Origin of the sequence: Halobacterium noricense, from assembly GCF_021233435.1 — an archaeon.
In the GTDB taxonomy this organism is placed as follows: domain Archaea; phylum Halobacteriota; class Halobacteria; order Halobacteriales; family Halobacteriaceae; genus Halobacterium; species Halobacterium noricense.
The window spans coordinates 1,988,171-2,010,328 of sequence record NZ_CP089468.1; the positions used below are offsets into that span (position 1 = coordinate 1,988,171).

The following is a 22,158-nucleotide window of genomic DNA, read 5'->3' on the forward strand; positions in this document are numbered from 1 at the left end:
CGCGGCCGCTTCCTACCAGTGAGTATGAGCGACGCCAGTGACAGCGCCGACGCCGGCAGCGCGGACGCCAGCGACGTGCCCGAGACCGAGGCGGAGTGGCGCGAACGGCTCAGCGACGACGAGTACGAGATTCTGCGCGAAGCGGGGACCGAACGCCCGTATTCGGGCGAGCACGTGGACCGCGACGAGGACGGCACGTACCGGTGTGCGGGCTGCAACGAGGTGCTGTTCGACGCGGACACGAAGTTCGACGCGCACTGCGGGTGGCCGAGCTTCTGGGACGCCGCCGAGAGCGACGCCGTCGAACGCCGCCCCGACCACAGCAACGGCATGGAGCGCACGGAAGTCGTGTGCGCGACCTGCGGCGGCCACCTCGGCCACGTCTTCCAGGACGGCCCGGAGCCGACGGGCGAGCGCTTCTGCATCAACTCCGCCGCGCTCGACTTCGACGCCGAGGATTAGAAACAGAACGAGAACGGGTAGGTGAGCGCGACGCGGTCGCCGTCCGCCAGTTCGGTGGCGAATCCGTCGAGCAGTTCGTTGAACCGGCCGTTCACGAGCACGCGAGCGTACGCCCGGGTGCGCTCGCCCTCGGGGTTGCGCTCCCAGCGGCCGGGCGGGTCGCCGGGGTAGTTCGCCCACGTCGCGGCCGTCTCCTCTTCCTCGCTCTCCGCGAGCAGCATCTCCTCGCAGCCGTGCTCGTCGAAAAACGCGTCGAGAAACTCCCCGAGCGTCGTCCCGTCGAACTCGAACTCGAAGCTGTGCGTGCCGAGTTCGCGGCGGACGTGTCCCGTCGCGCGGACCTCCACAGTCGTCTGGGTCTGCTCGACCTCCCGAACGCTCATACGGGTCGTTCGCGCTTCGCCCATCTAAACACACTTCCGAACGTGTTCGGCTCGCGCGACGGGAAACGCCTATCCCGCTCGCTGGCGAGGGAGCCAGTGATGGACGAGGACCGCGAGTTCGCGCTCGAATCCCGACTCACGAACCACGGCTGCTACCCCCGCGAAATCGCCGAATCCAGGGACGCCTACCACCTCACCTACCAGTCCGCGGCGGCCGACCAGCACGGCGAAATCCCCCACCAGCAGGTCGGGGACATCGTCAACGTCTTCCGGACGCTGTTCGCCGACGCCGGCTGGCCGGTCCGCAGCGTCGAGGCGACCGTGACTGACCTCGACGACGAGCCGCTGGGGTCGTGGCGCGCGGAACAGGAGTGGTTCGACGCGCTCGCGGACGGCGACGTGACCGAGGTCGAGTTCTCGCGTCGCGTCGTCGACAGCCTCGAACCTTAGCCGCCCGCGCGCATCGCCTTCCGCGAGAAGTCCTCGATTAGTGCTTCGAATGCTTCCTCGCCGAACCCCTCGTCGGCCTCGAAGGCAACGGTGACTTCGGTGAGTTCCAGCGACGGCCCGATGGCGACTTGCTCCGCGGACAACTCGGCACGCCAGCCGTCGCCCTCGACCGCATCGTCGTCGACGATGGTGCCGCCGAGGCTTTCGAGGTAGTTTCGGGCGAGCCGCACGGAGATGCCGCGAAACTCCTTCTCCCGCTTCACACCACGTCCTCCGTCGCCGTTCCACCGGCGACCGGTGGGAAGATGCTCAACTGGTCGCCGTCTTCGAGTTCCGTCGCCATGCCGTCGAGGTGGAGCACCTCCCGGCCGCTCTTCAGGACGTTGATGTGCGGGCGGAGACCGTCGTTCTCGACGAGCTGGCCCGCCAAGCCCTCGTACTCGGTTTCGAGTTCGCGGAGCACCTCGCCGACGGTCGTCCCCTCGTCGTACTCGCGCTCGACGACCTTCGTGCCGACCGCCTCGCGGAACGTCGCGAAGAAGCGGAGTTCGACGTTCATGCGCCCCCGAATCGGATGCCGTCCTCGACGAGGCGCTGGTTGCGCTCGCGGTCCAGCGCTTCGCCGAGCTCGTCGTGGTCGTAAATCTGGGCGACGAGCTCCGCGTGGAGGTTCCGCCACGAGATGGCGTAAATCGGCGACTGCCCCCACGCGCGCAGCTCCGGCACGAACTCGTCGTAGCGTTCGAGGCGCTCCTCCAGTCGCTCGACGGCGTCGACGACGTACGACACGGCCTCCTCGTCGGAGTCCGCGGCGTCGATGGCGTCGTTGAGGCGGCGCTCCCACCCGGCGACGGCTTGCTGCATGTCCTTGCGCGTATCGTCGCTGTCGGCGGGGAGTGCGTCGAGAATCGGTTCCGGCACGCCGAGTGACACCGGCTCCATGCGTGAACGTGACGTGGCGACGAGCATAAAGCTCCCGCCGACCCCGGAATTCCCGGGACGGCAACCCATCGAGCGGTCCGAACGGGCGACCCGAGTGGCCCGCTCCGTCTCGAAAATGTAACCGGTACCGGTTACGTGACCGTGGGAATCACTATCGGGATACGGGCCGTATGTAACGAAAGAGCACCAACTATGACTGACCTAGGTGGCTTCCAGGACCACGTCGCCCGCGTCGACCTCGGCGCAGGCGACGTCGACTACGAGAGCATCGACGACGAGGACGCGCGCAAGTACATCGGCGCGCGCGGCCTCGGCGTGAAGTACGTCTTCGAGAACGGCCCCGATGTCGAGCCGCTCTCCGAGGAGAACCTCCTCGCGTTCATGAACGGCCCGCTGACGGGCACGCAGACGCCGATGAGCGGCCGCATCGCCGTGGTGACGAAGTCCCCGCTGACGGACACCGTCACGGACTCCCACCACGGTGGGTGGAGCGGCGCGCGCCTCAAGTGGGCGGGCTTCGACGGCCTCCTCTTCGAGGGGCAAGCCGACGACCCCGTCTACGCCGTCGTCGAGGACGGCGAAGTCGAACTACGTGACGCCGGCCACCTCTGGGGAGAGGGTATCCACGACACCATCGACACCCTCGAAGACGAAGTAGATGGCGCGTACGGGAAGAACCTCTCCGCGATGGCCATCGGGCCGGGCGGCGAGAACGCGGTCCGGTACGCCTGCATCATCAACGAGGACGACCGGGCCTCCGGCCGCGGCGGTACGGGTGCTGTCATGGGGTCGAAGAACCTCAAAGCGGTCGTCGTCAAATCCGGCACGCAGATGCCCAAGCCCGCCGACCGCGAGACGTTCATGGACGGCCACAAGGCCGCGATGCAGGCGATTCAGGAGTCCGACGTCACCGCGCCCAACGAGGGCGGGCTCTCCGTCTACGGGACGAACGTCCTGATGAACCTCACCGAGGAGATGGACGGCCTCCCCACCCGGAACGGCCGGTACACGTCCACGAGCACGGAGAGTGAGAAGGAGCCCGACGAGCCGAACATCGACTCCGAGAAGGTCTCCGGGGAGAACGTCGAGGAGAACATCCTCATCGACGACCCGACGTGTCACTCCTGTCCGGTCGCCTGCAAGAAGGAAGTCGAGGTCGACGTCCACCACAAGGGCGATGACCTCAACGTCCGCATGGAGTCCTACGAGTACGAGTCCGCGTGGGCGCTCGGCCCGAACTCCATGACCGACGACCGCGACAAGGTCGCGCTGATGATGGACCGCTGCAACGACTTCGGCATCGACACCATCGACAGCGGGAACATGCTCGCGTTCGCGATGGAGGCCGCCGAGAAGGGCTACCTCGACGACTTCGAGGGGACCCTCGACTGGGGCGACGTCGACGCCATGGTCGAGATGCTGGAGAAAATCGCCACCCGCGAGACCGACCTCGCGGACGTGCTCGCCGAGGGCCAGAAGCGCGCGGCGGAGACGCTGGACGCCCACGACTGCCGCCTCGACGTGAAGGGGCAGTCCATCGCGGCGTACGACCCGCGCGGCCTGAAGGGCATGGGCATCGGGTACGCGACCTCGAACCGCGGCGGCTGCCACCTCCGCGGGTACACGCCCGCCGCCGAGATTCTCGGCATCCCGGAGAAGGTCGACCCCACGGATTGGGAGGGCAAGGGCGAACTCACCGCGACCTTCCAGGACCTCCACGCCATCTCGGACTCGTTCGACATCTGCAAGTTCAACGCGTTCGCGGAGGGCGTCGAGGAGTACATCGACCAGTACAACGGCATGACCGGCCGCGACGTCGGCGAGGAGGAACTGCTGGAAGCGGGCGAGCGCATCTACAACCTCGAACGCTACTACAACAACCTCGCCGGCTTCGACGGCGACGACGACACCCTCCCGGACCGCTTCGTGGAGGGCGCGGAGGACGCGGTGCCCGCGGGCGGCGGCATCGAGGGTGAACTCTGCGAACTCGACGCGATGAAAGACGAGTACTACGAGCACCGCGGCTGGGTCGACGGCGTCGTCCCCGACGAGAAGCTCGACGACCTCAGCATCGACCTCGGCCCCGGTACGGGCGTTTCCGCGGGTGGCGCGGCCTCTGCGGACGACTAGCGCTCCACCTTGACATCCTCCTCCGCCTGAAGGCGGAGGAATCCCAAGCGTTGGGATATTAGGGTTTGCAGTCTCCCCGTTCTCTCGGTGTGAACCGTCCGCTCTCGCGGTCGAACAGGAAGACTCCGGGCTGTGCCAACCAGCCGTTACTCATATCCCCCGTCGGGGGACTCTGAGTTATCTTTCGGCGGATGTTCACCGCGCCGTTCACGTCTGCGTTCATCGTCGTTTCACAGGGCTCGCAGACGTACAGACCGCGCTCCACGCGATTACTGTCTCGAATCTGCCCGCAACACGAACACGTTTTCGACGTGTTCTCCTCGTCCACACGGTCAACGAGGATACCGTGTTCTTCGGCCTTGTATTCGAGCAGGTTCGTGAAACGGTCGAACCCCCATCCGTGCAACTTCTTGTTCCCCGACTGGCCCCAATTCCGCGAGTCGCCGTCGTCCTCGCGAATGTCACTGAGGTCGCCGACCGTGATCTTCCCCACCTCTTCTTCGGCACACCGTTGCACGATGTGATTGCTGAGGGTGTGGAGGAAGTGGTCTTTGCGTCGGGAGAGTTTCTGCCGGGCCTTCAACGCACGCTTCGACGGCCCGTTCTCGCCTTCGGTCTGATACTCCTCGCGGGTGAAGTAGTGCTTGTCCTCTTTCAGCACATTTCCCGGATACAGCTCACTTGCGCCATCTTCGTAGTCGATTGCGAGGTAGTTACTGATGCCGAGGTCGATGCCCGCCGTGTTGTCGCCGGGTGCGTCCTCGACAGGGATTTCTTTCTTGCAGACGAGGTGGAGTTCCCAGCGGTCGCCGTTCCAGACGACGCGCACCTGCTGGATGTTTTCCACCTGTATGTCGGGCCGAGTTTCGTACTCTGCGAGGATGAAGTCCGACCGTCCGTCTTTCAGATTCCAGCCTTTCGAGAGGCGAACACGGTTGTGCTTGTCGTCGTGCTTGATGCCTTTCTGCTTCCACGTCACGGTGGAGCGCGGGTGTCTGCCGCCACGTTTCCGGTAGCCCGGTGGGTTGTTGCCGTCGTCGGAGTTGTACCAGCCAGTGAACGCCTCAGCAAGCTCTTCGAGAACTCGCTGACTTGTCTGAGAATGTAGGTCACTGTAGCGTTCGTGGTCTTTCAATTCCGACTTCAGTTCGGCTTCATCGGGTATCTCGCCGTTGTCGTCCCTACGCAGTCAGACGCGAGAACTACCGTCCACGCAGCAGTTCAGAAATACGGTCCCGGATACGGGCGCGGTCGCCGAGGCGGAGGTAGTAGGCACCCTCGCCGTCCTCGTAGTAGTTCGAGATTTCGCGTTCGACGCTGAAGCCGAGGTGTTCGTAGAAGGACACCGCGCTCTCGTTGCTCTGGCGGGCGTGACACGAGGCTTTCCCGGCGTCCTCGGTGACGCGCGCGACGAGTCGTTCGCCGTATCCTTCGCCGCGATACTGGGGGGCGACCGCGAGAAACAGGATGTAGCCGTCCGAGCGCGCCGCAGCGAAGCCGACCACGTCGTCGCCGTCGACGAAACAGTAGACCGTCGAGCGACGGTAGGCGTTCGCGAAGAACCCGCGTCGCTGCTTGAGGAGGCCTTCGTCCGCCCGGATGCGCTCTTTGAGGTCCCACGCTTCGTCGAGGTGCTGGTCGCGCCCCGGTGGAACCACGCGCTTGTCGACTGTGACGCTCACTGAAAGGGGGTAGCAGGCCAGCGAATATAATTCCACCGTCGGCGGACGCCGAAACCCTTTCACGCGTCGTCGGCGTCCCCGCGAACGATGCTAGGCGGTAGCCGCCCCGACGGCGAGGCGATGCAGCGCGCCAGCGAGTCCGCGTACGACCGAGTCCGCGAGGCCGCGCTCACGGGCGTCACGGTGGTCGTACCCCTGCTCGTGACGCTGTACGTGCTCTCCATCGCCGTCGGCGTCGTCGACGACCTCCTCGAACCGCTCGCACAGGTGCTGAACAGCACCAACGTCGCGCCGGACGCCTCCGAGACCATCGTCGACCTCGTCGGCGTGCTCGTGGTGGTCGCAATCACGGTTCTCGTCGGGTTCGCTGCGTCGTTCCGGTCCGGGGAGCGCGTGCTCGCGTACTTCGACGCGGCGCTGGAACGCATCCCGGGCGTGGGGGCCGTCTACAAGAGCTTCCGGCAGATGGGCGACGTGATGGTGGACGGCGACGCGGACAACTTCCAGTCCGTGAAGCTCGTGGAGTTTCCCCACCAGGACGCGTACACGCTCGGATTCCTGACGACGGAGACGCCGAGTGTCATCGAGGACGCCGCCGGCCACGAGGAGATGTTGACGCTGTTCCTGCCGCTCGCACCGAACCCGGTGATGGGCGGCCACCTCACGCACGTCCCGGCCGAGCGCGTGATGGACGTCGACATGAGCGTCGAGGAGGGGATGCGCGCGGTGGTGACGATGGGCGTCGCGGTGTCCTCCGAGAGCGGCGCGACCGACGGGCTCTCGCGGGAGCGACTCGAACGGCTGACTGGCGAGGAAATCGCACCGCCGCGGGCGTCGGAGGACGGGGAATGAGCTACGAACTCAGAGAACACACCGCCGACGTCGCCGTCGAAGCGACCGCGGACAGCCTCGGCGACGTGTTCGCGGCGGTCGCCGAGGGCATGGCGGCGGCGATGACCGAGGAGACGCCGGACGCGGGGAGCCGGTTCACGTTCGAGGAGCGCGCCGAGAACCGGGAGGCGCTGCTGTTCGACTACCTCGACCGGCTCATCTACGAGCGCGACGTGCGGAACGTCCTCCCCGTCGACCACGACGCCGCAGTCCGCGAGGAAGACGGCGAGTGGGTCGTCGAGGCGAGCGCGCGCGGCGTCCCGCTGAGCGAGGTTCACGCCCGCGACCTGAAGGCCGTCACGTACTCCGAGATGGACCTCTCGAAGCGCTCGCCGACCGACGACGAGACAAGGGGCTGGCACGCGTACGTCGTCTTTGACGTCTAATTCCTGGACGGCTGGCCGACCTTTTTGCACACGCGGTGCGTTGGCGACCGTATGTTCACAGGCCTCGGTCCCAGCCACGTCGACTACGTCGTCGAGGGAGCGCCAACGGTTCGCGCGGTGGAGTTCCTCGTGGAGGTGCTCTCGAACCCGCTGAACGCCGTGCTCCTGCTCGGCGGCGCGCTCTCGGTCGTCGCCGGTATGGTCGCGTACCTCAAGTACAAGCCAGCGGCCGCGGACGTGCGCGCGCTCCGCAGCACGCTCGAAGAGTACCACGCGTTCCTGCCGTGGATGCTCCGGCTCGCGGTCGGCCTGCCGCTGGTCGGCGCGGGGTTCGCGGGCTACTTCTTCTCGCCGTCGGTCGAAGCGCCGACGCGCATCCTCCAGGTCCTGCTCGGGTTCTTCCTCCTGTTCGGGCTGGCGACCCGCGCGGTCGCGCTCGTCGGCCTGCTGGCGTACCTCACGGGGCTCGTGCTCCGCCCTGAGCTCGTGCTCGCCAGCGAGTACATCGGCGGGTTCCTCGGCGTCCTCCTGCTGGGCGCCGGCCGCCCCAGCGCCGACCACTTGCTCCAGCAGGTCGCCGCCGCGAGGGGGACGATCTACGGTCGCTTCGACCCGCTGCATCCGCTCGTCGAGAAGTTCAACGACATCGTCGGCCCCTACGAGCAGTACGCGCCGACGGTCATCCGGCTCGGCGTCGGCTTCAACTTCGCGCTGCTGGGGTTCTGGGAGAAGCTCGCGAACCCCGGGATGGCGCTGGCAGTCGTCGACAAGTACGATCTCACCGCGGTCGTCCCCGTCGACCCCGGCATGTGGGTCGTCGGCGCTGGCCTCACCGAACTCGCCGTCGGCATCTTCCTGTTCGTCGGGCTGTTCACGCGCGCGACTGCCGCGGTCGCGTTCGTCGTGCTGACGACGACGCTGTTCGGGCTGCCGGACGACCCCGTGCTCGCGCACATCACGCTGTTCGGGCTCTCCTCGGCGCTGTTCGTCACCGGCGGCGGCCCGCTCTCGCTGGACGAACGCCTCGCCGCGGTCACGGAGCACTCGCCGCTGGCCACCTCGACGGAGTAGCGCCCAGACGAAACGTATTCCCGGGCTCCGCGCCCATCGCCGAGTATGAACACGTTCGACGCCGACGGCGTCACGCTCCGAGAAGTCGAGGACGACGTCTGGGAGCTCGAACGCGACGACGAGATGCGGGTGCCCGCGCGCATCTTCGCCAACGAGACGCTGCTCGAAGACATCCAGAACGACAAGACCCTCGAGCAACTCCGGAACGTCGCCTGCATGCCTGGCGTGGTCGCACCCGCGCTCTGCATGCCCGACGGGCACCAGGGCTACGGCTTCCCGGTCGGCGGCGTCGCCGCCTTCGACGCCGAGGACGGCTACATCTCGCCGGCGGCGATCGGGTTCGACATCAACTGCGGCGTCCGGATGGTGAAGACGAACCTCACGTACGAGGACGTGCGCGGCCGCGAGGAGGAACTCGTGGACGCGCTGTTCGACGCCGTGCCCTGCGGACTCGGCGGCGGTGGCGTCTACGACGGCACGCACACCGACCTCGAAGCCGCGCTCGAACGCGGCGTCGACTGGTGTCTCGAAGAGGGCTACGCGGTGCGCGAGGACCTCCTGCACTGCGAGGACGAGGGCCGCCGCCCGGACGCCGACCCCTCGGCCATCTCGAAGAAGGCCAAGGACCGCGGCGCGAGCCAGATGGGGTCGCTGGGCTCGGGCAACCACTTCCTCGAAATCCAGCGCGTCACCGACGTTTACGACGACGAGACCGCCGACGCGTTCGGCCTCGACGAGGACCAGGTCGTCGTGCTCATCCACTGTGGCTCCCGTGGCCTCGGCCACCAGGTCTGCTCGGACTACCTCCGGCGCATCGAGCAGGAGTACCCGGACTTCACCGACGACCTCCCGGACAAGGACCTCGCGGCGGCACCCGCGGGCTCGGAGCTCGCCGACGACTACTACGGTGCGATGTGCGCGGCCATCAACTTCGCGTGGGTGAACCGCCAACTCATCACGCACGCGGTCCGCGAGACGTTCGCAGACGTCTTCGATCAGTCGTGGCAGGCTCTGGAGATGGACCTGCTGTACGACGTCGCGCACAACATCGCGAAGAAGGAGTCCCACGACGTCTACGTCGAACCGGAGGGTCGACGACTGGGCGGCGGCGACGCCGCCGGCTCCGACACTGAGGTCGCCTACAGCCTCCACGGCGACGGCGGCCGCGTCCAGCGCGACCTCTACGTCCACCGGAAGGGCGCGACGCGCGCGTTCCCCGCCGGCCACCCCGACGTGCCGAAGGCGTACCGCAACGTCGGCCAGCCCATCATCATCCCTGGCAGCATGGGCGCGGGCAGCTACATCTTGAAAGGCGGCGCGCAGTCGCTGCCGCGGTCGTTCGGTTCGACGGCACACGGCGCTGGCCGCCTGATGAGTCGCACGCAAGCCAAACGCGAGTACGGCGGCGGCGAAGTGCAGGCGGACCTCCGCGAGCAGAACGAAATTTACGTGAAAGCCGCCTCCGGCGAGACTATCGCCGAGGAAGCCCCCGGCGTCTACAAGGACGTCGACGAGGTCGTCGGCGTCTCCGACGCCCTCGACATCGGCGACCTCGTCGTTCGCACGTTCCCCATCGCGAACATCAAGGGGTAGCTACCGCGAGAATTCCGGGCCGTTCGGCCCCTGCGGGCCGCTCGGTGCCATGCCTTCCGCCAACTGCACGTACTCTGATTCGGGCTGCCCGCCGACTTCCTCGCCGTCGACGGCTTCGCCGTCCTCGCTGGACTCGGGTGGATGCGACCAGTCGGCGGCGTCGGTCCCACAGACGAATTTTACGCCGTCCGCGTCCTCGCTCTCGTACGCTCGCGGTTTGTCACCGCTCGCGGATTCCGCGGAACTACGTTCCGCGCCGTCCTCTGCGGGCGAGACGTACGTCCACCCCTCCAGCGGGAACGGCGTCACGGACTTGTCCGCGAGGTAGGGGTCGCGGTCGAGTTCAGCGACAGCGCCACAGCGCGGATAGTAGTACGACACGTCGACCATACTCGTGGTTGGGCGGCTAGCGGTTTGAGTGTCGCGCCGGCGGGCGACGAGTGCATTCCGTGGAAATCCACGAATACTGGCCTGGTGGACTGTAAGGGCGACGAGCGAGCGCGCGGCGCGTAGTGCCGCGCGTGAGGGACGAGGGCCTACTTCGGAAAGCCTTTGCTTAGACCCACGGATGCATCGGGTATGATAGACGAGACTGCCGAGGAGATTCGCGAGATGCGGACCCACTCCTCCTCGGTCGTCGCCGTGAAAGCCGCACGCGCGCTCGGAGACCTCATCGACAACGACTACCCGACCGTCGAGGAGTACGTGCGGGCGCTGGAGCGGAACAGCAACGCGCTCCGGCGCGCGAACCCCTCGCACGCGTCGCTGGTGACGACCCAGCGAGACATCGTCGAGCGGGTGCGGGACGCGGAGCCGGCGTCGGTCGTGGAAGCGAAGGAACTCACGGCCGCGGCTATCGACGACGTCGTGGAGGCCGTCGAGCAGGCGAAACACGAGGCCGCGGCGACGCTGGCCGAGCGCGTCGAGGACGGCCAGACGCTGCTGACGCACGACTACTCCTCGACGGTGCTGGAGGCGCTGGAGACGGCCGCGCAGGACGGCAAGCACCTCGACGTCTACGTGACGGAGGCCCGACCCCGACACCTCGGCCGGAAGACCGCGCGGACGCTGGCGGCCATCGACCGCATCGATCCGACGCTCATCGTGGACGGGGCGTCGGGCTACTACCTCTCGGAGTGCGACCGCGTCCTGCTCGGGATGGACTGCATCGTCGAGGACACGTACTACAACCGCGTCGGCACGTACCCGCTGGCCGCGGCGGCCAACGATACGGGGACGCCGGTGACGGTCGCGGGGTCGAGTGCGAAGCTCGTCGACGAGGGGTTCCGCTTCGAGAACGACTTCCGGGACGTCAGCGAGGTCATCCGCGAGCCGCCGGCGGGATTCGACGTGAAGAACCCGGCCTACGACGCGACGCCGACGCGGCTGCTCGACTCGGTCGTGACCGACGAAGGCGTCCGCGAGTTCTAGGTAGCGCCGTCAGCGAAGGGCTGCTCCGCCACGCGACCCCGATCGAGTGCGAGTACGGGTGGGCGCATCGCGTGAGCCCTGCCGGAACGACTAACGGCGTGGCAGCGAACGAATCGGTATGCGGCGTCTCGACGCCGACCGACTCCGGCACCACCTCGCCGGTGACCGTCGTCCCCGGCGACTCGTCGTTCTCTGTGCCGTCAGCCTCGTGAGCGTCGCGTCCGTCGCGTTCCTGCTCGGGCTGGACGCCGGCCTCTACGAATTTTCGGGCTGGCTCGTCATCGTCCCCGGGATTGCCGTCGCCGGCGGGATTCTCGGTGCCGGTCTCGTGCCGACCGTCGGCTCGCTGTGGCTCGTCGGCGTCTGGTGGTACGTCTTCCCGCCGCTGGTCGGGTACGTCACCGGCGAGTGGATGGGTGCCGGTCGATACACCCATCCGAGAATGCTGGGGTTCGCGTACGGGTCCGCCCGCGCCGAACTCCTCGGCGGCGTCGAGACGAGCGTCAACTTCGGGCTGCTGCTCGCGGTCCTCGTCGGCGTCCTCGGCTACGTTGCTGGCTCCGCCGTCAGTCGGCTGGCGATGCGCGTTCGGTCGTCCCGATAACGGGACCGTGCGTCTCGGGAAGGCGAGGATTCAGCGTCCGTACAGGGCGTACGAGAGCGCAAGAAAGCAGGCGACGGCGCCGCCGACGAATCCTACGAACGCGCCGTAGGGAACGTCGGCGTTCCCGAGAACCGCTGCGAGAGTCCCACCGACGAGCGCCGACGCCAGCAGGAGGGCGGCACCGGTCTGCCAGCGCTCGACGAACGCGACGGTGGTCTCGTCTGTCATAGACGAGAGTCGGGCTGTCGTCCGGTAAGTGTACCGACGAATCTACGCGAACGAGAACGCTACTCCCGCGGCGGGTTGTCGCGGGCGAGCGTGATTTCGTGGGCTTCGACGTCCTCGTAGGCGGCGACGCGGCCGCCGACCTCGACGCGGCCCGCGTCGGTGTCGAGGACGAGCGTCGCGACTTCCTCGGTCTCCTCGAACTTCGTCTCGGCGACGCGGCCGCGGTCCGTGCGCGCGTCGCCGCTGAGCACGTCGCGCCCGTGGACGGTCGCGTACACGTCACCGTCGAGCGTCCGGAGGTCTTTCACGCAGCGCCGGATGGAGGCGTACGTCCGCGGGAGCTCGATGTCGGCGGCGTCGCTCTCGTAGAGGGTGTCGTTGGCAGTCGACCAGATGACGGTGCCGAAGAAGCCCGAGACGAGGAAGCCCAGCGCCGAGCGGTTGAAGATGACGCCGTACTTCTCGGGGTCGTCGCGGACCGCGCCCTGCGTCGCGTAGACGGAGTACTGGCCGTCGGCGACGGCGACGACGGGCGTGGTGACGCCGCGGCGGCCGCGCGCGGTGGTGGCGACCTCGCTGTAGTCGAAGTCGTCGGCGTCGGGAGCGTTGCGGACCGGCGTGACGACGAGGTCGACGCTGACGCCGCGGTCGCGGGCGGCCGCGAGGTCGTCGGCGAAGCGGTCGAGCAGCCCCGGCGTCAGCGAGCAGACCAGTTCGAACTCCGCGCTGTCGATGACGTCGCCGAAGTAGCGCAGAATCGTCGACCGGGACTTCACCAGCGACACCGCCTCCGTCTCGCGGGCGGGCGTGGTGTACGCCTCTTCGAGGGACGCGACCATCTGCGCGAAGTTCGTCTGGAGGTCCGCGAACGCCTCCTCGGGGTCGATGGCGACCACCTTCATCGGCCGGGACTCGCGGAGTTCGACGAGCCCGCGGTCACCGAGACTCCGCACCGTGTCGTACACGCGCGGCTGGGGAATGTCGGTGCGGTCGGCGATTTCGCTGGCCGTGAGTTCGCCGTGCTGCAGCACCGTGAGGTACGCCTCGATTTCGTACTCGCCGAGGTCGAACCCCGCGCCGACTCGTTCGACCGTCTCGCGGAGGTCCTCGTCGCTCATACCGCCACCCACGGTGACCCCGCTCTTTTACCCTGCGGTCGGCGGTCGGCGACGCGACACGTTCGACGGGCGGTCCGCGCGCTCAGTCGTCGGCGTGCATCGTGACGCGGCCCTGGATTTCGGGGTCGATGCCGTGTTCGCGGGCGTACGCCGCGAGCACCTGGTGTTGGATGCCGAGGCGGTCGACGCGGTGGGCTTCGTCGAGCGCGGGGAACTCGTCGTCCGTGTAGAAGAGGTAGTCGGTGGTCGCGAGCGTGTACGTCGCACTGGGGTCGACGGGTTCGCCGGCGACCCGGACGTCCAGCAGTTCGTCGGTAGTCTCGTCCCACGTGAGTGCCGCGCCGGAGACGTGGGCGTGCCACCAGTCGGGTTCCGCGAAGCCCAGCGACCCGCCTTTCGCGCCGCGGAACACGTCCAGCAGTTCCGCGCCCGTGAGTTCGGCGACCGAGACGGGCTCCTCGAAGGGGACGACGCTGACGAGGTCCGCGACGGTCACGTCGCCCGCGATGGCGGGGCCGTCGCGGACGCCGCCGGAGTTCTGGAGCGCGACGTCCGTGTCGGCGGCCCACCGGTAGGCGTCCGCGACGAAGTTCCCGATGCGGGACTCGCCGCGGAACAGCGTCGACTCCGTGCGTTCCATCGGCTCGGCGACGTGGCCGACGGTGTCGTTCAGGCCGGTCTCGGCCATACGCTCGCGGAGGCGCTCGGCGAGCGGTTCGTAGACGGGCGCGTCCGCGACGACGTGGCGCGCGACTTCGCCGGCTTCGAGGTCGACTTCGAGGACGACCTCGCCGCCGGAGCCGGGGCGCGTGAGCAGGGTGTCGTCGAGGCGTTCGACGCGCTCGGCGGGGATGTGGCCGCCCAGCACCGCGTCCACGTCCGTCGTAGCGGCGAGTTCCTCGTCGCCACGGCCGAGGTGCGAGAGCGCGACTACGTAGTCCGCGCCCGCCTCGCGGAGCTGTTCGCTGGCTTCCCGCGTCGCTTCGATGGGGTCGGTGACGGTGAGGTCGCTCGCCATCGGGTTCAGCGACGGCGTGGCGTCGTCGAGCACGCCGAGGAAGCCGACGCGCGCGCCGTCGGCCTCGACGACGGTCCACGGGTCGACGCCGGCGACGCGGTCGCCGTCCCGGTAGACGTTCGCGGATACCCACGTCTGCGGGGAGTCGGCGACGATTTCGCCCGTGACGGCCGCGCCGTAGTCGAAGTCGTGGTTGCCGAACGTCTCCACGCCGGGCTCGACGGCGTCGTAGAGGTCCAGCGCCTGCCGGCCCTCCGTCACCAGCGAGAGCACGCCCGGGGCCGTGTTGTCGCCCGAGCCCGCCGCAATCGCGGTGCCGCGGTCGCGCAGCACGGACGCGAGCCGGCCGGCCTTCGCGGGCGAATCGTAGACGTTCTCCAGGTCGGAGTAGTGGAAAATCCGGACCGCCATTACCGGATTCGAGGCCCGCAGCGGGGAAGAGCGCTTCGATGGCCGGCACTCCCGCCGCGAGCGCGGGGACGGACAGGGCTAAATGCGGGAGCCAGCTACTGGGAGACATGCTTACGGTGGCGAGCGACGACGACACCCTGTACGTCGCGGAAGACGAGGGGCAGCGCGGTCAGGACGGCCCGTTCTACGTGGTCTACCGAACCGAGGACCGCGAGGGCCGGTACGGCTTCTACTGCTCGAACTGCGAGTCCGTCGACGTCGCGATGGACTCGATGCGCCGCATCAAGTGCAACGGCTGCGGGAACTTCACGAAGCCCGACGAGTGGGACTCCGCCCACGAGTAGCCACACGACCCGAGTTTTAATCGCCGGATCGGCGATTGCGCAGCCATGAGCCGGAGCTGCACGCTCGGCCCACGGGACGCCGTGGCGTCGCTCGTCGGTGGGGAGATGCGGGCCGCGTTCCCGGAGACGACGGCAACCGCGGCTCCACAAGACGGACGGCTGAGGCGCGCCGAACTCGGCGAAATCTGAACGGTTACCATGCGGCAGGAAAGCTTATTACCTAGACCCGCCACGGTACGAGTGCATGGGGACTGTTACCACCCCTCCCGACGAGCAGGCCCGGTCGATATTCGACGACCTCGGGTACAGCCTCGCAGGAGACGGCGCGGAGTTCTCCGCCACGCGCGACTGGAAAGAGATACGCGTGACAGCCGTCACAGACCACGTCGACGCCGACCACGACAGCGGTTATCGCTGTTTCGTGACGTGGGCCGAGAACACCGACGCGCTCGAACGACAGCTGCGTCGGCTCGATCCGCCCTACGAGTGGGCGGTGATGGGTGTCGAGGAGGACGGTGACTACGAAGTAGCGCGCGCCCCGCCGGTCAGCTAGGCGCGCGTCGGTTTTTCTATCGGAGTGCTTCCCGCGTCGCGGCGAGCCCGGCAGCCGCGTCCACGTCCGCGCCCAGCGCGTCGAAGGCGTCCGCGAGCGCAGCGACGACGAGCGTGACGTTCTCCGGGCGCGCACCGTGGCCCATACAGCCGATGCGGAACACGTCGCCCGCCAAGTCGCCGAGGCCGGACGCGATTTCGAGGTCGTAGTGGTCGAGCACGTAGTCGATGACCTCGCCGTCGTTGACCCCCTCCGGGACGCGCACGGCGTTCAGGCTCGGCAGCCAGTAGTCGTCCTCGGGGTTGAGACCGAGGCCCATCGCCTCCACGCCGGCCTTCAGCGCGCCCGCGATTCGCTCGTGGCGCGCCCACCGCTGTTCGATGCCCTCCTCGGCGACCAGCCGCAGCGCCTCGCGGAGCGCGTACACGTTCGAGACGGGTGCCGTGTGGTGGTACGCGCGCTCGTCGCCCCAGTAGCCCTCCAGCAGCGAGAGGTCCAGATACCACGACCGCGGATCCGCCTCGCGGGAGAGCACTTTGTCCATCGCGTCGTCGTTCAGGGTCAGCGGGCTCGCGCCCGGCGGACACGACAGGCACTTCTGCGGGCCGGAGTACGCCGCATCGATGCCCCACTCGTCGACGCGGAGTTCGACGCCGCCGAGACTCGTCACGGTGTCGGCCACGACGAGCGCGTCGTGCTCGTGGGCGATGTCCGTGAGCTCGGGGACGTTCGTCTGCTTCGCGCCGGTGGACGTCTCCGCGTGCACGAACCCGAAGACGTCGGGCTGGTGCTCGGCGAACGCGTCCGCGACGTCCGCGGGCTGGAGCGGCTCGCCCCACGGCGCGTCCACGCGCACCACGTCGCCGCCCGCGCGGCGCGCCATCTCGGCCATGCGGTCGCCGAAGTAGCCGTTCGTCGGCGCGAGGAACGTCTCCCCGGGCTCCGTGAGGTTGCCGATGGCAGCCTCCATCGCCGCGGAACCCGTGCCGGAGACGGGAATCGTCCACTCGTTGTCCGTGCGGAACGTGTACCGCAGCAGCTCCTGGGTCTCGTCCATAATCTCCACGAACGACGGGTCGAGGTGGCCCACCAGCGGCGTACTCATCGCTTTCAGTACGCGCGGGTGGACCGGGCTCGGCCCCGGCCCCATGAGCGTTCGCTGCGGCGGCGACAACTCACCGACGTCTGGCGCGTCCGTCATGTCAGAACCCCAGACGGGCGTTAGCAAGAAGGTTCGGGAATCGGCACCACGGGTACCCGGCCAGCGACAGGAGTTACGTTCCCGGGCCGCGATGGGCCGGTATGCAGCCAGAGTCGCCGTCGTCGCTGTCCGACCTCCTGAACAACACCGTCGACGAGTTCGTCGGCAACGTCGCCAGCGCGCTCCCGCGCGTCCTCACGGGCCTGGTCTTCCTCGTGCTCGCGGCGATTCTCATCCGCGTCGTCGCCACCGCCGTGCGCGTCGTCCTGCGACAGGTCTACCCGGACCAGCCGATTTACGTCCAGCTCGGCGGCACGCTCGCCTCGGTCGTGCTGTGGTTCGGCGCGCTGCTGGGCTTCCTGTCGGCGGTCGGCCTCCCCGAAATCGCCGCGGCGCTCGGCACCGCCTCCGGCTTCCTCGCGCTCGGCGTCTCGTACGCGCTCTCGGGGATGCTCGCGGACGCCGTCGCCGGCATCTACCTCCTCCGCGACCCCGACTTCAACCCCGGCGACACGGTCGAGACGGACGGCACCGTCGGCGTCGTCGAAGCCATCGAGCTCCGGAAGACTCGCCTCGACGTGGACGGCGACCGCCTCGTGCGCGCGAACGCCGACATCGAGGCGGAGTGGACGAAAAAGCCCGAGTGAGGCGCGAACGCTGCCTGCTAGCAGGGCACCCGCGAGTTTATCCCGCTTCGTAGAGTACTTTGGGTATGTTCGTAGGGCACGCGATGTTCGCGTTCGGCGTCGTCGCGCTCGCTGCCGCCCGATTCGGGGTGTCCCGAGAGCGCGCGCTCGCCCTCGGCGTCGCCGCCGGCCTGTTCGCCGCCGTCCCCGACGTCGACATAGCCTACGCCCTCGTCGGGCTCGTCGCCGTCGACCCGACGAGCCCTATGGCCGTCGCGCAGTCGTTCTGGGGCGCGTCCACGGTCGTCCATCGCGCGGTCACGCACTCGCTGGTCGTCGCGGTGCCCGCGGCCGCCGCGTTCGCGCTCGCGCCAACCCACCGCCGGATTGCCGCGGCCGCCCTCGCCGCGCTCGTCGGCGTCGTCGCCGCGTTCTCCGGCCCGCTCCCCGCGGTCATCGTCGGCCTGTTCGCGGCCGGCGGCTGGCTCGTCGCGCGCGCCGCCCACGCCTACCGCGTCCGCGGCACCAGCCTGTTCGCAGTCGCGCTCGTCGGCCTCGTCAGCCACCCGTTCGGCGACCTGTTCACCGGGAAACCCCCGGAGCTGCTCTACCCGCTCGGCGTCACCGTCTTCGACGGCCGCGTCGCGCTGTCCGCCGACCCGACGCTGCACCTGCTGGGCGCGTTCGGCGTCGAACTGTTCGCCATCTGGCTGGGCGTCGCCGCCGCGTTCTGGCTCACTGGCCACCGCTTCACCGACCACGTGAACTCGCGGGCGGCGTTCGGCGCTGCGTACGCCCTCGCCGTGCTCGTGTTGCCGCCGCCGACGATGGATGCCTCCTACCAGTTCGTATTCAGCGTCGTCGCGGTCGGCTTCGTCGGCGTCGTCCCCGCGCCGAAGCTCCGCCGGCGCTCGCTGACGCTGCCATCGCTGCCCACCGCCGTCGTCACTGGGCTGGCGGCGGTCACACTCGCCGGGCTCGCGTACGGCGTCGCGTACACCACGGGGCTCGCGTAACTGTTCTGCCGCGGCCTCAGCACTTGTTAGGCGGGCGCTCCGACACACGAACGTGGCACGCAACTCACGCCTCTCCGCGCTCGTCCGAGCGGAGCGCGCGAACGCCGCGCTGTCGTGGCTGCTCGTCGCCGTCGTCGCCGCGTCAGTTGCGGCGAGCGTTCCCAACGACCCCGTCTGGGTCGTGTTCGCGCTCGTCACGGCCGCGGTCGCCGTCCTCCCGCCGGTGGCATTCGGGGAGGCGCGCGCGATGCTCCCGTGGGAAGTCCTCGCGCTCGCTGCGCTCCCCACCGTCGGCCGGGCGCTCGCGACTCCCGGGCTGACCAGCGACCTGGCAACCTACGTCGGGATCGCCGCGCTCGCGCTCGTCGTCGCCGTCGAACTCGACGTGTTCACGCGCGTCCGGCTCGCGAACTGGTTCTCGGTCGTCTTCGTCGTCGTGGCGACGATGGCAACAGCGGGCTTCCTCGCGGTGCTCGGCTGGATTTCGGACCTCACCGTCGGCACCGCGTTCGTCCTCCCCGCGGAGCCGCCGCTGACCGCCGCACAGGAGCACGCCGCCGTGACCGCGCTCGTGCAGGATTTCGTTGCAGCGACGGTCGCGGGCGTGCTCGCCGCCGTCGTGTTCGTCTGGTACTTCCGGCGGCGCGCGGACGCCAGCCTCCGGCTCCCGGCGGAACTAGAGGTGGTCGTCGAGTGAAACTCCGCGACCGCCTCGGTATCTCCGAGCGCCGACAGCGACAGGCGACGCGCGGGACGCAACTCGCGCTCGTGGCGTTCACGGCCGTCGGCGTCCTCACGTGGAACGTCGCCGTCACCGTCAACGCGGCCGCCGCGCTCGCGGTCACGCACCTCCCCGCAGTGCTCGAACGCGACTACAGCATCCCGATGGACGCCGGGCTCACGCTATGGATTACGACCGCGGTGTTCCTGCACGTGCTCGGCACGCTCGGCGTCCCCGGCGTCACCGACCAGTTCTACGGGCCGAACCCGCCCATCTGGTGGGACCACCTCACGCACTTCCTCTCCTCGACGGTGGTCGCCGCGGCCGGCTACGCCACCGTGCGCGCGCTCGACGAACACCACGACGACGTCGCGTTCCCGCCGAAGTTCACGTTCGTGTTCGTCGTCCTGTTCGTGATGGCGCTGGGCGTGCTCTGGGAGATTCTGGAGTACGCCGCGTGGACGCTGGGCGACCTCGTCGGCGCGACCGTGCTCACCATCTACGGCGTCGACGACGTCACGCTCGACCTCGCGTTCAACACTATCGGCGCGGTCGTCGTCGGCGTCTGGGGGACCGCGTACCTCGGCGACGTCACCGACGCCATCCGCGCCAACATCGAGGACGCCGCCGGCGAGTGACGCCGGACCTGTTGGACGGTGTTCAGATGAGGATTCGTCTGTTCTCAGTTCTAGTTGGCGAACCAGCCGGTTTCCTAGCGGTCGCCGCGAGAGCAACGCGCTCCCGAGGCCTCGGAAATCCGCGATTTTCGGTGGATCGAAAGGGCGAGGCGCGCGTGGCAGTGAAGCCGCCACGTTGTGCGACGGTCGGCTTCGCCGACCGCCTACTCGGCGAACCCCGGCGTTCGCAAGACGCGACGCGTTTTGCGCCGTCCCTTCACTCGGTCTTGACAGTGGTGTGCGCGTGAACCATCGTAGCGCGGTGAGTGCCGGTTCCAACCTGGAAGTGGATTTTGTGCTCGCCCGGTTCGTACGCGTCACCGAGTTGTTCGGCCAGATCGATGGAACCGCTGGTCGATCCGTCACCGTAGTGGATGTGGTTGGCGTCACTCGGAATCACGTTGCCTACCGGGACGTGATCCGTGTCGATGACCGCGTGAAGGTGGCCCGAGTTGGCGTTGAGTCCCTCGCTCGACGGTTCGATGGTGTAGTTGTCGGCCGTCACGTCCCACTCGACGAGGCTCCCGTCGACGGTGGTCGAGAGGTCGAGCGCGGCGGTGTCCTCGACGGTTACCTCGACAGTGTCGGTCAGGTCCATCGCCTTGTGCTTGCCATCGGCAACCTGCAGATGGAGCGTGTGGTCGCCGGGTTCGAGTTCGAGGACACCGTCTTTCTGCCCTGTCCCGTAGTGAATGTGCTGGTCATCACTGGGAATCGTCTCGCCCGCCGTGACTGGTTCGGTGTCCACCATGATGTGATAGTGGCCGGCACCGTCGGTGACGGCACCCGATTCTTCGATGGTGACGCCGCTGGCCGATCCCTTCCACTGAACGTAGGGGCTGTTGAGCGTTGTTCCGTCCGAGGGAACGGCGAAGGAAACCGACGCGTCACTCTCGACGCCGTTCATGTACTCACCGTCGCCGGACGTAGTAGTCGACTCGGTAGTACCAGCAGGACTTCCTGTCTCAGTGCCTGTATCGTTTCCGTCGTTCGAGCTACATCCCGCGATCCCCGCCGTGGCCGCACCGGCGGTCAAACTGAGGAACTCTCTTCTATTAAAACTCTCAAACACGTTTCAAGCTGGTGTTTTTGATAGAGGTTAAAATAATGACCGGTTTCCCTCGAAAATCAGTGAACTGGTCCAGCAACTGGAGGCGAACGGAGCACGTCAGCGACCAACCGGGAGCGAACGCGCATGGTCCGAGAGAGCAAAGCCCTCTCGTCACTGAGCGAATCTGAGTGGGTCGAAAATCGCGTTGCGATTCTCGTCATGCCTGGAAACACGTCACATCTCTCGTCGTAATTCGCGAGGGCGGCGAACGCAAAGCGTTCGTCTGCTCTCGGAAGAGCATAAAGCGCTCTTTCGGTGACAGAGAGGGAGCAAGCTCCCTCAAGCAGCCGGCGGGTATGCCCGTCGGCGACAGCGAGTCGCGGGCAGTGAGGCGACAAAGCCCCTTGGGCCGTGCGAAAGGGCCTTCGCCCGCGAGCAGAAATCGAGGCCGCCGAGGGCTTTCAGGAACTACGTCCTCCCCGCCAGTTTCGTCTGCGTATCTGAACAGTACTCCTGTTGCCGGCGGGTAACTTTATCCGGTTCGGTGGAAAACTATATGGCGATGGTATTCAAGAAGATTCGACTCATCGGGACCAGCGAAGAGAGCTTCGACGCCGCCGCGGAGGACGCAATCGACCGCGCGGAGGACACCCTCGACAACGTGAAGTGGGCGGACGTGGTCGACCAGGGCGTCGAAATCGCCAGCGTCGAGAACCGACAGTACCAGGTCGAAGTCGAAGTCGCGTTCGAACTAGAGGGCTAGGTCCGGAAGGACTCGCCGCAGCCGCACTCGCTTTCGACGTTCGGGTTCTGGACGTGGAAGCCAGCGCCCTGCAGGCCGCCCTCGAAGGCGAGTTGGCTGCCGCCGACGTAGTTCAAGCTGGACTGGTCGACGAACAGCCGGATGCCGTTGCTCTCGAAAATCTGGTCCTCGGGCTCGGGCTCGGGCTCGAAGCGCATCCCGTAGGAGAGCCCGGCGCAGCCGCCCTGCTGGACGTACAGCCGCAGGCCGGCCTCCGAGACGTCCATCTCTTCGCCCTCCATGAGCTCGCGGGCCTGCTCGGCCGCGGGCTCCGTGGCGGTGACCACCGTGTCTCCGTCCCCGTTCTCGACGGTCGCGCTCATGTCGAATACGTTCGGGGGCCGCAGTCATAAGCGTGGTGCCACCG

The 22,158-nt window shown here is 67.8% G+C and carries 29 protein-coding genes and 1 pseudogene; 17 read left to right on the plus strand and 13 right to left on the minus strand.

Going from position 1 to position 22,158, the window contains the following annotated elements; all coding sequences use genetic code 11:
• Window positions 1–24: 24 nt before the first annotated feature.
• Window positions 25–462 (plus strand): peptide-methionine (R)-S-oxide reductase MsrB, encoded by a 438-nt coding sequence (gene msrB, locus LT974_RS10455; RefSeq protein ID WP_232587613.1) that lies wholly within the window; start codon window positions 25–27, stop codon window positions 460–462.
• Here the strand turns inward: msrB and LT974_RS10460 are convergent.
• A complete protein-coding gene (locus LT974_RS10460; protein WP_232587614.1) occupies window positions 459–845 on the minus strand; it encodes a MoaD/ThiS family protein in 387 nt (128 codons plus the stop codon). The two genes, msrB and LT974_RS10460, sit on opposite strands and share 4 nt — an antisense overlap.
• A gap of 99 nt (window positions 846–944) precedes the next feature.
• Here LT974_RS10460 and LT974_RS10465 point away from each other — a divergent pair, with 99 nt between their 5' ends.
• Window positions 945–1,295, plus strand: coding sequence for a hypothetical protein (locus tag LT974_RS10465; protein WP_232587615.1), 351 nt, complete (start codon window positions 945–947; stop codon window positions 1,293–1,295).
• Here LT974_RS10465 and LT974_RS10470 read toward each other — a convergent pair.
• Genes LT974_RS10470 through LT974_RS10480 form a run of 3 tightly spaced genes read right to left on the minus strand, consistent with a single transcriptional unit; the run spans window position 1,292 to window position 2,237 of the window.
• Window positions 1,292–1,558 carry a hypothetical protein gene (locus LT974_RS10470; protein ID WP_232587616.1) on the minus strand — a complete coding sequence of 89 codons (267 nt, stop codon included), beginning with the start codon at window positions 1,556–1,558 and terminating at the stop codon, window positions 1,292–1,294. The genes LT974_RS10465 and LT974_RS10470 overlap by 4 nt on opposite strands.
• The gene (locus LT974_RS10475; protein WP_232587617.1) at window positions 1,555–1,854 is read right to left on the minus strand and encodes a ubiquitin-like small modifier protein 1; all 300 of its coding nucleotides are present in this window, start codon (window positions 1,852–1,854) and stop codon (window positions 1,555–1,557) included. The genes LT974_RS10470 and LT974_RS10475 overlap by 4 nt, the downstream gene beginning before the upstream one ends.
• A complete protein-coding gene (locus LT974_RS10480; protein WP_232587618.1) occupies window positions 1,851–2,237 on the minus strand; it encodes a hypothetical protein in 387 nt (128 codons plus the stop codon). The genes LT974_RS10475 and LT974_RS10480 overlap by 4 nt, the downstream gene beginning before the upstream one ends.
• Before the next feature lie 192 nt (window positions 2,238–2,429).
• On the opposite strand from LT974_RS10480, the gene LT974_RS10485 reads away from it, so the two are divergent.
• A complete protein-coding gene (locus tag LT974_RS10485; RefSeq protein WP_232587619.1) occupies window positions 2,430–4,367 on the plus strand; it encodes an aldehyde ferredoxin oxidoreductase family protein in 1,938 nt (645 codons plus the stop codon).
• 58 nt (window positions 4,368–4,425) lie between these two features.
• Here LT974_RS10485 and LT974_RS10490 read toward each other — a convergent pair.
• Window positions 4,426–5,553 (minus strand): annotated as a pseudogene (locus LT974_RS10490) (RNA-guided endonuclease InsQ/TnpB family protein); the annotation flags it as partial.
• 16 nt (window positions 5,554–5,569) lie between these two features.
• The gene (locus LT974_RS10495; protein WP_232587621.1) at window positions 5,570–6,049 is read right to left on the minus strand and encodes a GNAT family N-acetyltransferase; all 480 of its coding nucleotides are present in this window, start codon (window positions 6,047–6,049) and stop codon (window positions 5,570–5,572) included.
• Window positions 6,050–6,136: 87 nt separating this feature from the next.
• On the opposite strand from LT974_RS10495, the gene LT974_RS10500 reads away from it, so the two are divergent.
• From LT974_RS10500 to LT974_RS10515, 4 genes are read left to right on the plus strand one after another with little or no spacing between them, the layout of a single operon-like run.
• Complete coding sequence (locus tag LT974_RS10500; protein WP_232587622.1) at window positions 6,137–6,901, plus strand: DUF502 domain-containing protein; 765 nt, start codon at window positions 6,137–6,139, stop codon at window positions 6,899–6,901.
• On the plus strand, window positions 6,898–7,326 hold the full coding sequence (locus LT974_RS10505) for an archease (protein ID WP_232587623.1): 429 nt from the start codon (window positions 6,898–6,900) through the stop codon (window positions 7,324–7,326). The genes LT974_RS10500 and LT974_RS10505 overlap by 4 nt, the downstream gene beginning before the upstream one ends.
• Before the next feature lie 51 nt (window positions 7,327–7,377).
• Window positions 7,378–8,397: a DoxX family protein gene (locus LT974_RS10510; RefSeq protein ID WP_232587624.1), complete on the plus strand. Its 1,020-nt coding sequence runs from the start codon at window positions 7,378–7,380 to the stop codon at window positions 8,395–8,397.
• Between the two features lie 45 nt (window positions 8,398–8,442).
• Window positions 8,443–9,990, plus strand: a complete 1,548-nt coding sequence (locus tag LT974_RS10515) for an RtcB family protein (protein ID WP_232587625.1) — start codon at window positions 8,443–8,445, stop codon at window positions 9,988–9,990.
• On the opposite strand, the gene LT974_RS10520 is transcribed toward LT974_RS10515, so the two are convergent.
• The gene (locus LT974_RS10520) at window positions 9,991–10,380 is read right to left on the minus strand and encodes a hypothetical protein (RefSeq protein WP_232587626.1); all 390 of its coding nucleotides are present in this window, start codon (window positions 10,378–10,380) and stop codon (window positions 9,991–9,993) included.
• Between the two features lie 189 nt (window positions 10,381–10,569).
• Between LT974_RS10520 and LT974_RS10525 the strand changes: the two genes are divergently transcribed.
• Together LT974_RS10525 and LT974_RS10530 are read left to right on the plus strand one after the other, a co-directional pair.
• Window positions 10,570–11,421, plus strand: coding sequence for a translation initiation factor eIF-2B (locus LT974_RS10525; RefSeq protein ID WP_232587627.1), 852 nt, complete (start codon window positions 10,570–10,572; stop codon window positions 11,419–11,421).
• 118 nt (window positions 11,422–11,539) lie between these two features.
• Window positions 11,540–12,025, plus strand: a complete 486-nt coding sequence (locus LT974_RS10530) for a hypothetical protein (RefSeq protein WP_232587628.1) — start codon at window positions 11,540–11,542, stop codon at window positions 12,023–12,025.
• A gap of 30 nt (window positions 12,026–12,055) precedes the next feature.
• Here the strand turns inward: LT974_RS10530 and LT974_RS10535 are convergent, their stop codons facing one another.
• The 3 genes from LT974_RS10535 to LT974_RS10545 all read right to left on the minus strand — a co-directional run bounded on the left by LT974_RS10535 (window position 12,056) and on the right by LT974_RS10545 (window position 14,800).
• Entirely contained in the window at window positions 12,056–12,253 is a 198-nt protein-coding gene (locus LT974_RS10535) for a hypothetical protein (RefSeq protein WP_232587629.1), read from the minus strand.
• Window positions 12,254–12,312: 59 nt separating this feature from the next.
• Window positions 12,313–13,371, minus strand: coding sequence for an HTH-type sugar sensing transcriptional regulator TrmB (trmB, locus tag LT974_RS10540; protein ID WP_232587630.1), 1,059 nt, complete (start codon window positions 13,369–13,371; stop codon window positions 12,313–12,315).
• Between the two features lie 82 nt (window positions 13,372–13,453).
• Entirely contained in the window at window positions 13,454–14,800 is a 1,347-nt protein-coding gene (locus tag LT974_RS10545; protein WP_232587631.1) for a bifunctional metallophosphatase/5'-nucleotidase, read from the minus strand.
• A gap of 107 nt (window positions 14,801–14,907) precedes the next feature.
• Here LT974_RS10545 and LT974_RS10550 point away from each other — a divergent pair, with 107 nt between their 5' ends.
• Genes LT974_RS10550 through LT974_RS10560 form a run of 3 tightly spaced genes read left to right on the plus strand, consistent with a single transcriptional unit; the run spans window position 14,908 to window position 15,697 of the window.
• Window positions 14,908–15,144: a DUF5816 domain-containing protein gene (locus LT974_RS10550; RefSeq protein ID WP_232587632.1), complete on the plus strand. Its 237-nt coding sequence runs from the start codon at window positions 14,908–14,910 to the stop codon at window positions 15,142–15,144.
• 45 nt (window positions 15,145–15,189) lie between these two features.
• Window positions 15,190–15,333 (plus strand): hypothetical protein, encoded by a 144-nt coding sequence (locus LT974_RS10555; protein WP_232587633.1) that lies wholly within the window; start codon window positions 15,190–15,192, stop codon window positions 15,331–15,333.
• Window positions 15,334–15,388: 55 nt separating this feature from the next.
• Entirely contained in the window at window positions 15,389–15,697 is a 309-nt protein-coding gene (locus LT974_RS10560) for a DUF7116 family protein (RefSeq protein ID WP_232587634.1), read from the plus strand.
• Window positions 15,698–15,713: 16 nt separating this feature from the next.
• Here the strand turns inward: LT974_RS10560 and LT974_RS10565 are convergent, their stop codons facing one another.
• Window positions 15,714–16,898 (minus strand): pyridoxal-phosphate-dependent aminotransferase family protein, encoded by a 1,185-nt coding sequence (locus tag LT974_RS10565; RefSeq protein ID WP_232587635.1) that lies wholly within the window; start codon window positions 16,896–16,898, stop codon window positions 15,714–15,716.
• Window positions 16,899–16,999: 101 nt separating this feature from the next.
• Here LT974_RS10565 and LT974_RS10570 point away from each other — a divergent pair, with 101 nt between their 5' ends.
• From LT974_RS10570 to LT974_RS10585, 4 genes are all read left to right on the plus strand, one after another.
• Complete coding sequence (locus tag LT974_RS10570; RefSeq protein WP_232587636.1) at window positions 17,000–17,545, plus strand: mechanosensitive ion channel domain-containing protein; 546 nt, start codon at window positions 17,000–17,002, stop codon at window positions 17,543–17,545.
• Between the two features lie 65 nt (window positions 17,546–17,610).
• Window positions 17,611–18,540 carry a metal-dependent hydrolase gene (locus LT974_RS10575; protein WP_232587637.1) on the plus strand — a complete coding sequence of 310 codons (930 nt, stop codon included), beginning with the start codon at window positions 17,611–17,613 and terminating at the stop codon, window positions 18,538–18,540.
• Window positions 18,541–18,592: 52 nt separating this feature from the next.
• A complete protein-coding gene (locus tag LT974_RS10580; RefSeq protein WP_232587638.1) occupies window positions 18,593–19,237 on the plus strand; it encodes a hypothetical protein in 645 nt (214 codons plus the stop codon).
• Window positions 19,234–19,899, plus strand: coding sequence for a hypothetical protein (locus tag LT974_RS10585; protein ID WP_232587639.1), 666 nt, complete (start codon window positions 19,234–19,236; stop codon window positions 19,897–19,899). The genes LT974_RS10580 and LT974_RS10585 overlap by 4 nt, the downstream gene beginning before the upstream one ends.
• 256 nt (window positions 19,900–20,155) lie before the next feature.
• Here the strand turns inward: LT974_RS10585 and LT974_RS10590 are convergent, their stop codons facing one another.
• Entirely contained in the window at window positions 20,156–20,845 is a 690-nt protein-coding gene (locus LT974_RS10590; RefSeq protein ID WP_232587640.1) for a DUF4399 domain-containing protein, read from the minus strand.
• A 706-nt stretch (window positions 20,846–21,551) separates the two neighbouring features.
• Between LT974_RS10590 and LT974_RS10595 the strand changes: the two genes are divergently transcribed.
• Window positions 21,552–21,752, plus strand: a complete 201-nt coding sequence (locus tag LT974_RS10595; RefSeq protein ID WP_232587641.1) for a dodecin — start codon at window positions 21,552–21,554, stop codon at window positions 21,750–21,752.
• Here the strand turns inward: LT974_RS10595 and LT974_RS10600 are convergent.
• Window positions 21,749–22,114, minus strand: coding sequence for a HesB/IscA family protein (locus tag LT974_RS10600; RefSeq protein ID WP_232587642.1), 366 nt, complete (start codon window positions 22,112–22,114; stop codon window positions 21,749–21,751). The two genes, LT974_RS10595 and LT974_RS10600, sit on opposite strands and share 4 nt — an antisense overlap.
• Window positions 22,115–22,158: the final 44 nt, after the last annotated feature.

Excerpts from the sequence above, each read along its gene's own strand:
- msrB (WP_232587613.1), top strand. The coding sequence starts at position 25 with ATGAGCGACGCCAGTGACAGCGCCGACGCCGGCAGCGCGGACGCCAGC.
- LT974_RS10460 (WP_232587614.1), bottom strand. The coding sequence starts at position 845 with ATGAGCGTTCGGGAGGTCGAGCAGACCCAGACGACTGTGGAGGTCCGC.
- LT974_RS10465 (WP_232587615.1), top strand. The coding sequence starts at position 945 with ATGGACGAGGACCGCGAGTTCGCGCTCGAATCCCGACTCACGAACCAC.
- LT974_RS10475 (WP_232587617.1), bottom strand. The coding sequence starts at position 1,854 with ATGAACGTCGAACTCCGCTTCTTCGCGACGTTCCGCGAGGCGGTCGGC.
- LT974_RS10480 (WP_232587618.1), bottom strand. The coding sequence starts at position 2,237 with ATGGAGCCGGTGTCACTCGGCGTGCCGGAACCGATTCTCGACGCACTC.
- LT974_RS10485 (WP_232587619.1), top strand. The coding sequence starts at position 2,430 with ATGACTGACCTAGGTGGCTTCCAGGACCACGTCGCCCGCGTCGACCTC.
- LT974_RS10500 (WP_232587622.1), top strand. The coding sequence starts at position 6,137 with ATGCTAGGCGGTAGCCGCCCCGACGGCGAGGCGATGCAGCGCGCCAGC.
- LT974_RS10505 (WP_232587623.1), top strand. The coding sequence starts at position 6,898 with ATGAGCTACGAACTCAGAGAACACACCGCCGACGTCGCCGTCGAAGCG.
- LT974_RS10510 (WP_232587624.1), top strand. The coding sequence starts at position 7,378 with ATGTTCACAGGCCTCGGTCCCAGCCACGTCGACTACGTCGTCGAGGGA.
- LT974_RS10515 (WP_232587625.1), top strand. The coding sequence starts at position 8,443 with ATGAACACGTTCGACGCCGACGGCGTCACGCTCCGAGAAGTCGAGGAC.
- LT974_RS10520 (WP_232587626.1), bottom strand. The coding sequence starts at position 10,380 with ATGGTCGACGTGTCGTACTACTATCCGCGCTGTGGCGCTGTCGCTGAA.
- LT974_RS10525 (WP_232587627.1), top strand. The coding sequence starts at position 10,570 with ATGATAGACGAGACTGCCGAGGAGATTCGCGAGATGCGGACCCACTCC.
- LT974_RS10530 (WP_232587628.1), top strand. The coding sequence starts at position 11,540 with ATGCGGCGTCTCGACGCCGACCGACTCCGGCACCACCTCGCCGGTGAC.
- LT974_RS10535 (WP_232587629.1), bottom strand. The coding sequence starts at position 12,253 with ATGACAGACGAGACCACCGTCGCGTTCGTCGAGCGCTGGCAGACCGGT.
- trmB (WP_232587630.1), bottom strand. The coding sequence starts at position 13,371 with ATGAGCGACGAGGACCTCCGCGAGACGGTCGAACGAGTCGGCGCGGGG.
- LT974_RS10545 (WP_232587631.1), bottom strand. The coding sequence starts at position 14,800 with ATGGCGGTCCGGATTTTCCACTACTCCGACCTGGAGAACGTCTACGAT.
- LT974_RS10550 (WP_232587632.1), top strand. The coding sequence starts at position 14,908 with ATGCTTACGGTGGCGAGCGACGACGACACCCTGTACGTCGCGGAAGAC.
- LT974_RS10555 (WP_232587633.1), top strand. The coding sequence starts at position 15,190 with ATGAGCCGGAGCTGCACGCTCGGCCCACGGGACGCCGTGGCGTCGCTC.
- LT974_RS10560 (WP_232587634.1), top strand. The coding sequence starts at position 15,389 with ATGGGGACTGTTACCACCCCTCCCGACGAGCAGGCCCGGTCGATATTC.
- LT974_RS10565 (WP_232587635.1), bottom strand. The coding sequence starts at position 16,898 with ATGACGGACGCGCCAGACGTCGGTGAGTTGTCGCCGCCGCAGCGAACG.
- LT974_RS10570 (WP_232587636.1), top strand. The coding sequence starts at position 17,000 with ATGCAGCCAGAGTCGCCGTCGTCGCTGTCCGACCTCCTGAACAACACC.
- LT974_RS10575 (WP_232587637.1), top strand. The coding sequence starts at position 17,611 with ATGTTCGTAGGGCACGCGATGTTCGCGTTCGGCGTCGTCGCGCTCGCT.
- LT974_RS10590 (WP_232587640.1), bottom strand. The coding sequence starts at position 20,845 with ATGAACGGCGTCGAGAGTGACGCGTCGGTTTCCTTCGCCGTTCCCTCG.
- LT974_RS10595 (WP_232587641.1), top strand. The coding sequence starts at position 21,552 with ATGGTATTCAAGAAGATTCGACTCATCGGGACCAGCGAAGAGAGCTTC.
- LT974_RS10600 (WP_232587642.1), bottom strand. The coding sequence starts at position 22,114 with ATGAGCGCGACCGTCGAGAACGGGGACGGAGACACGGTGGTCACCGCC.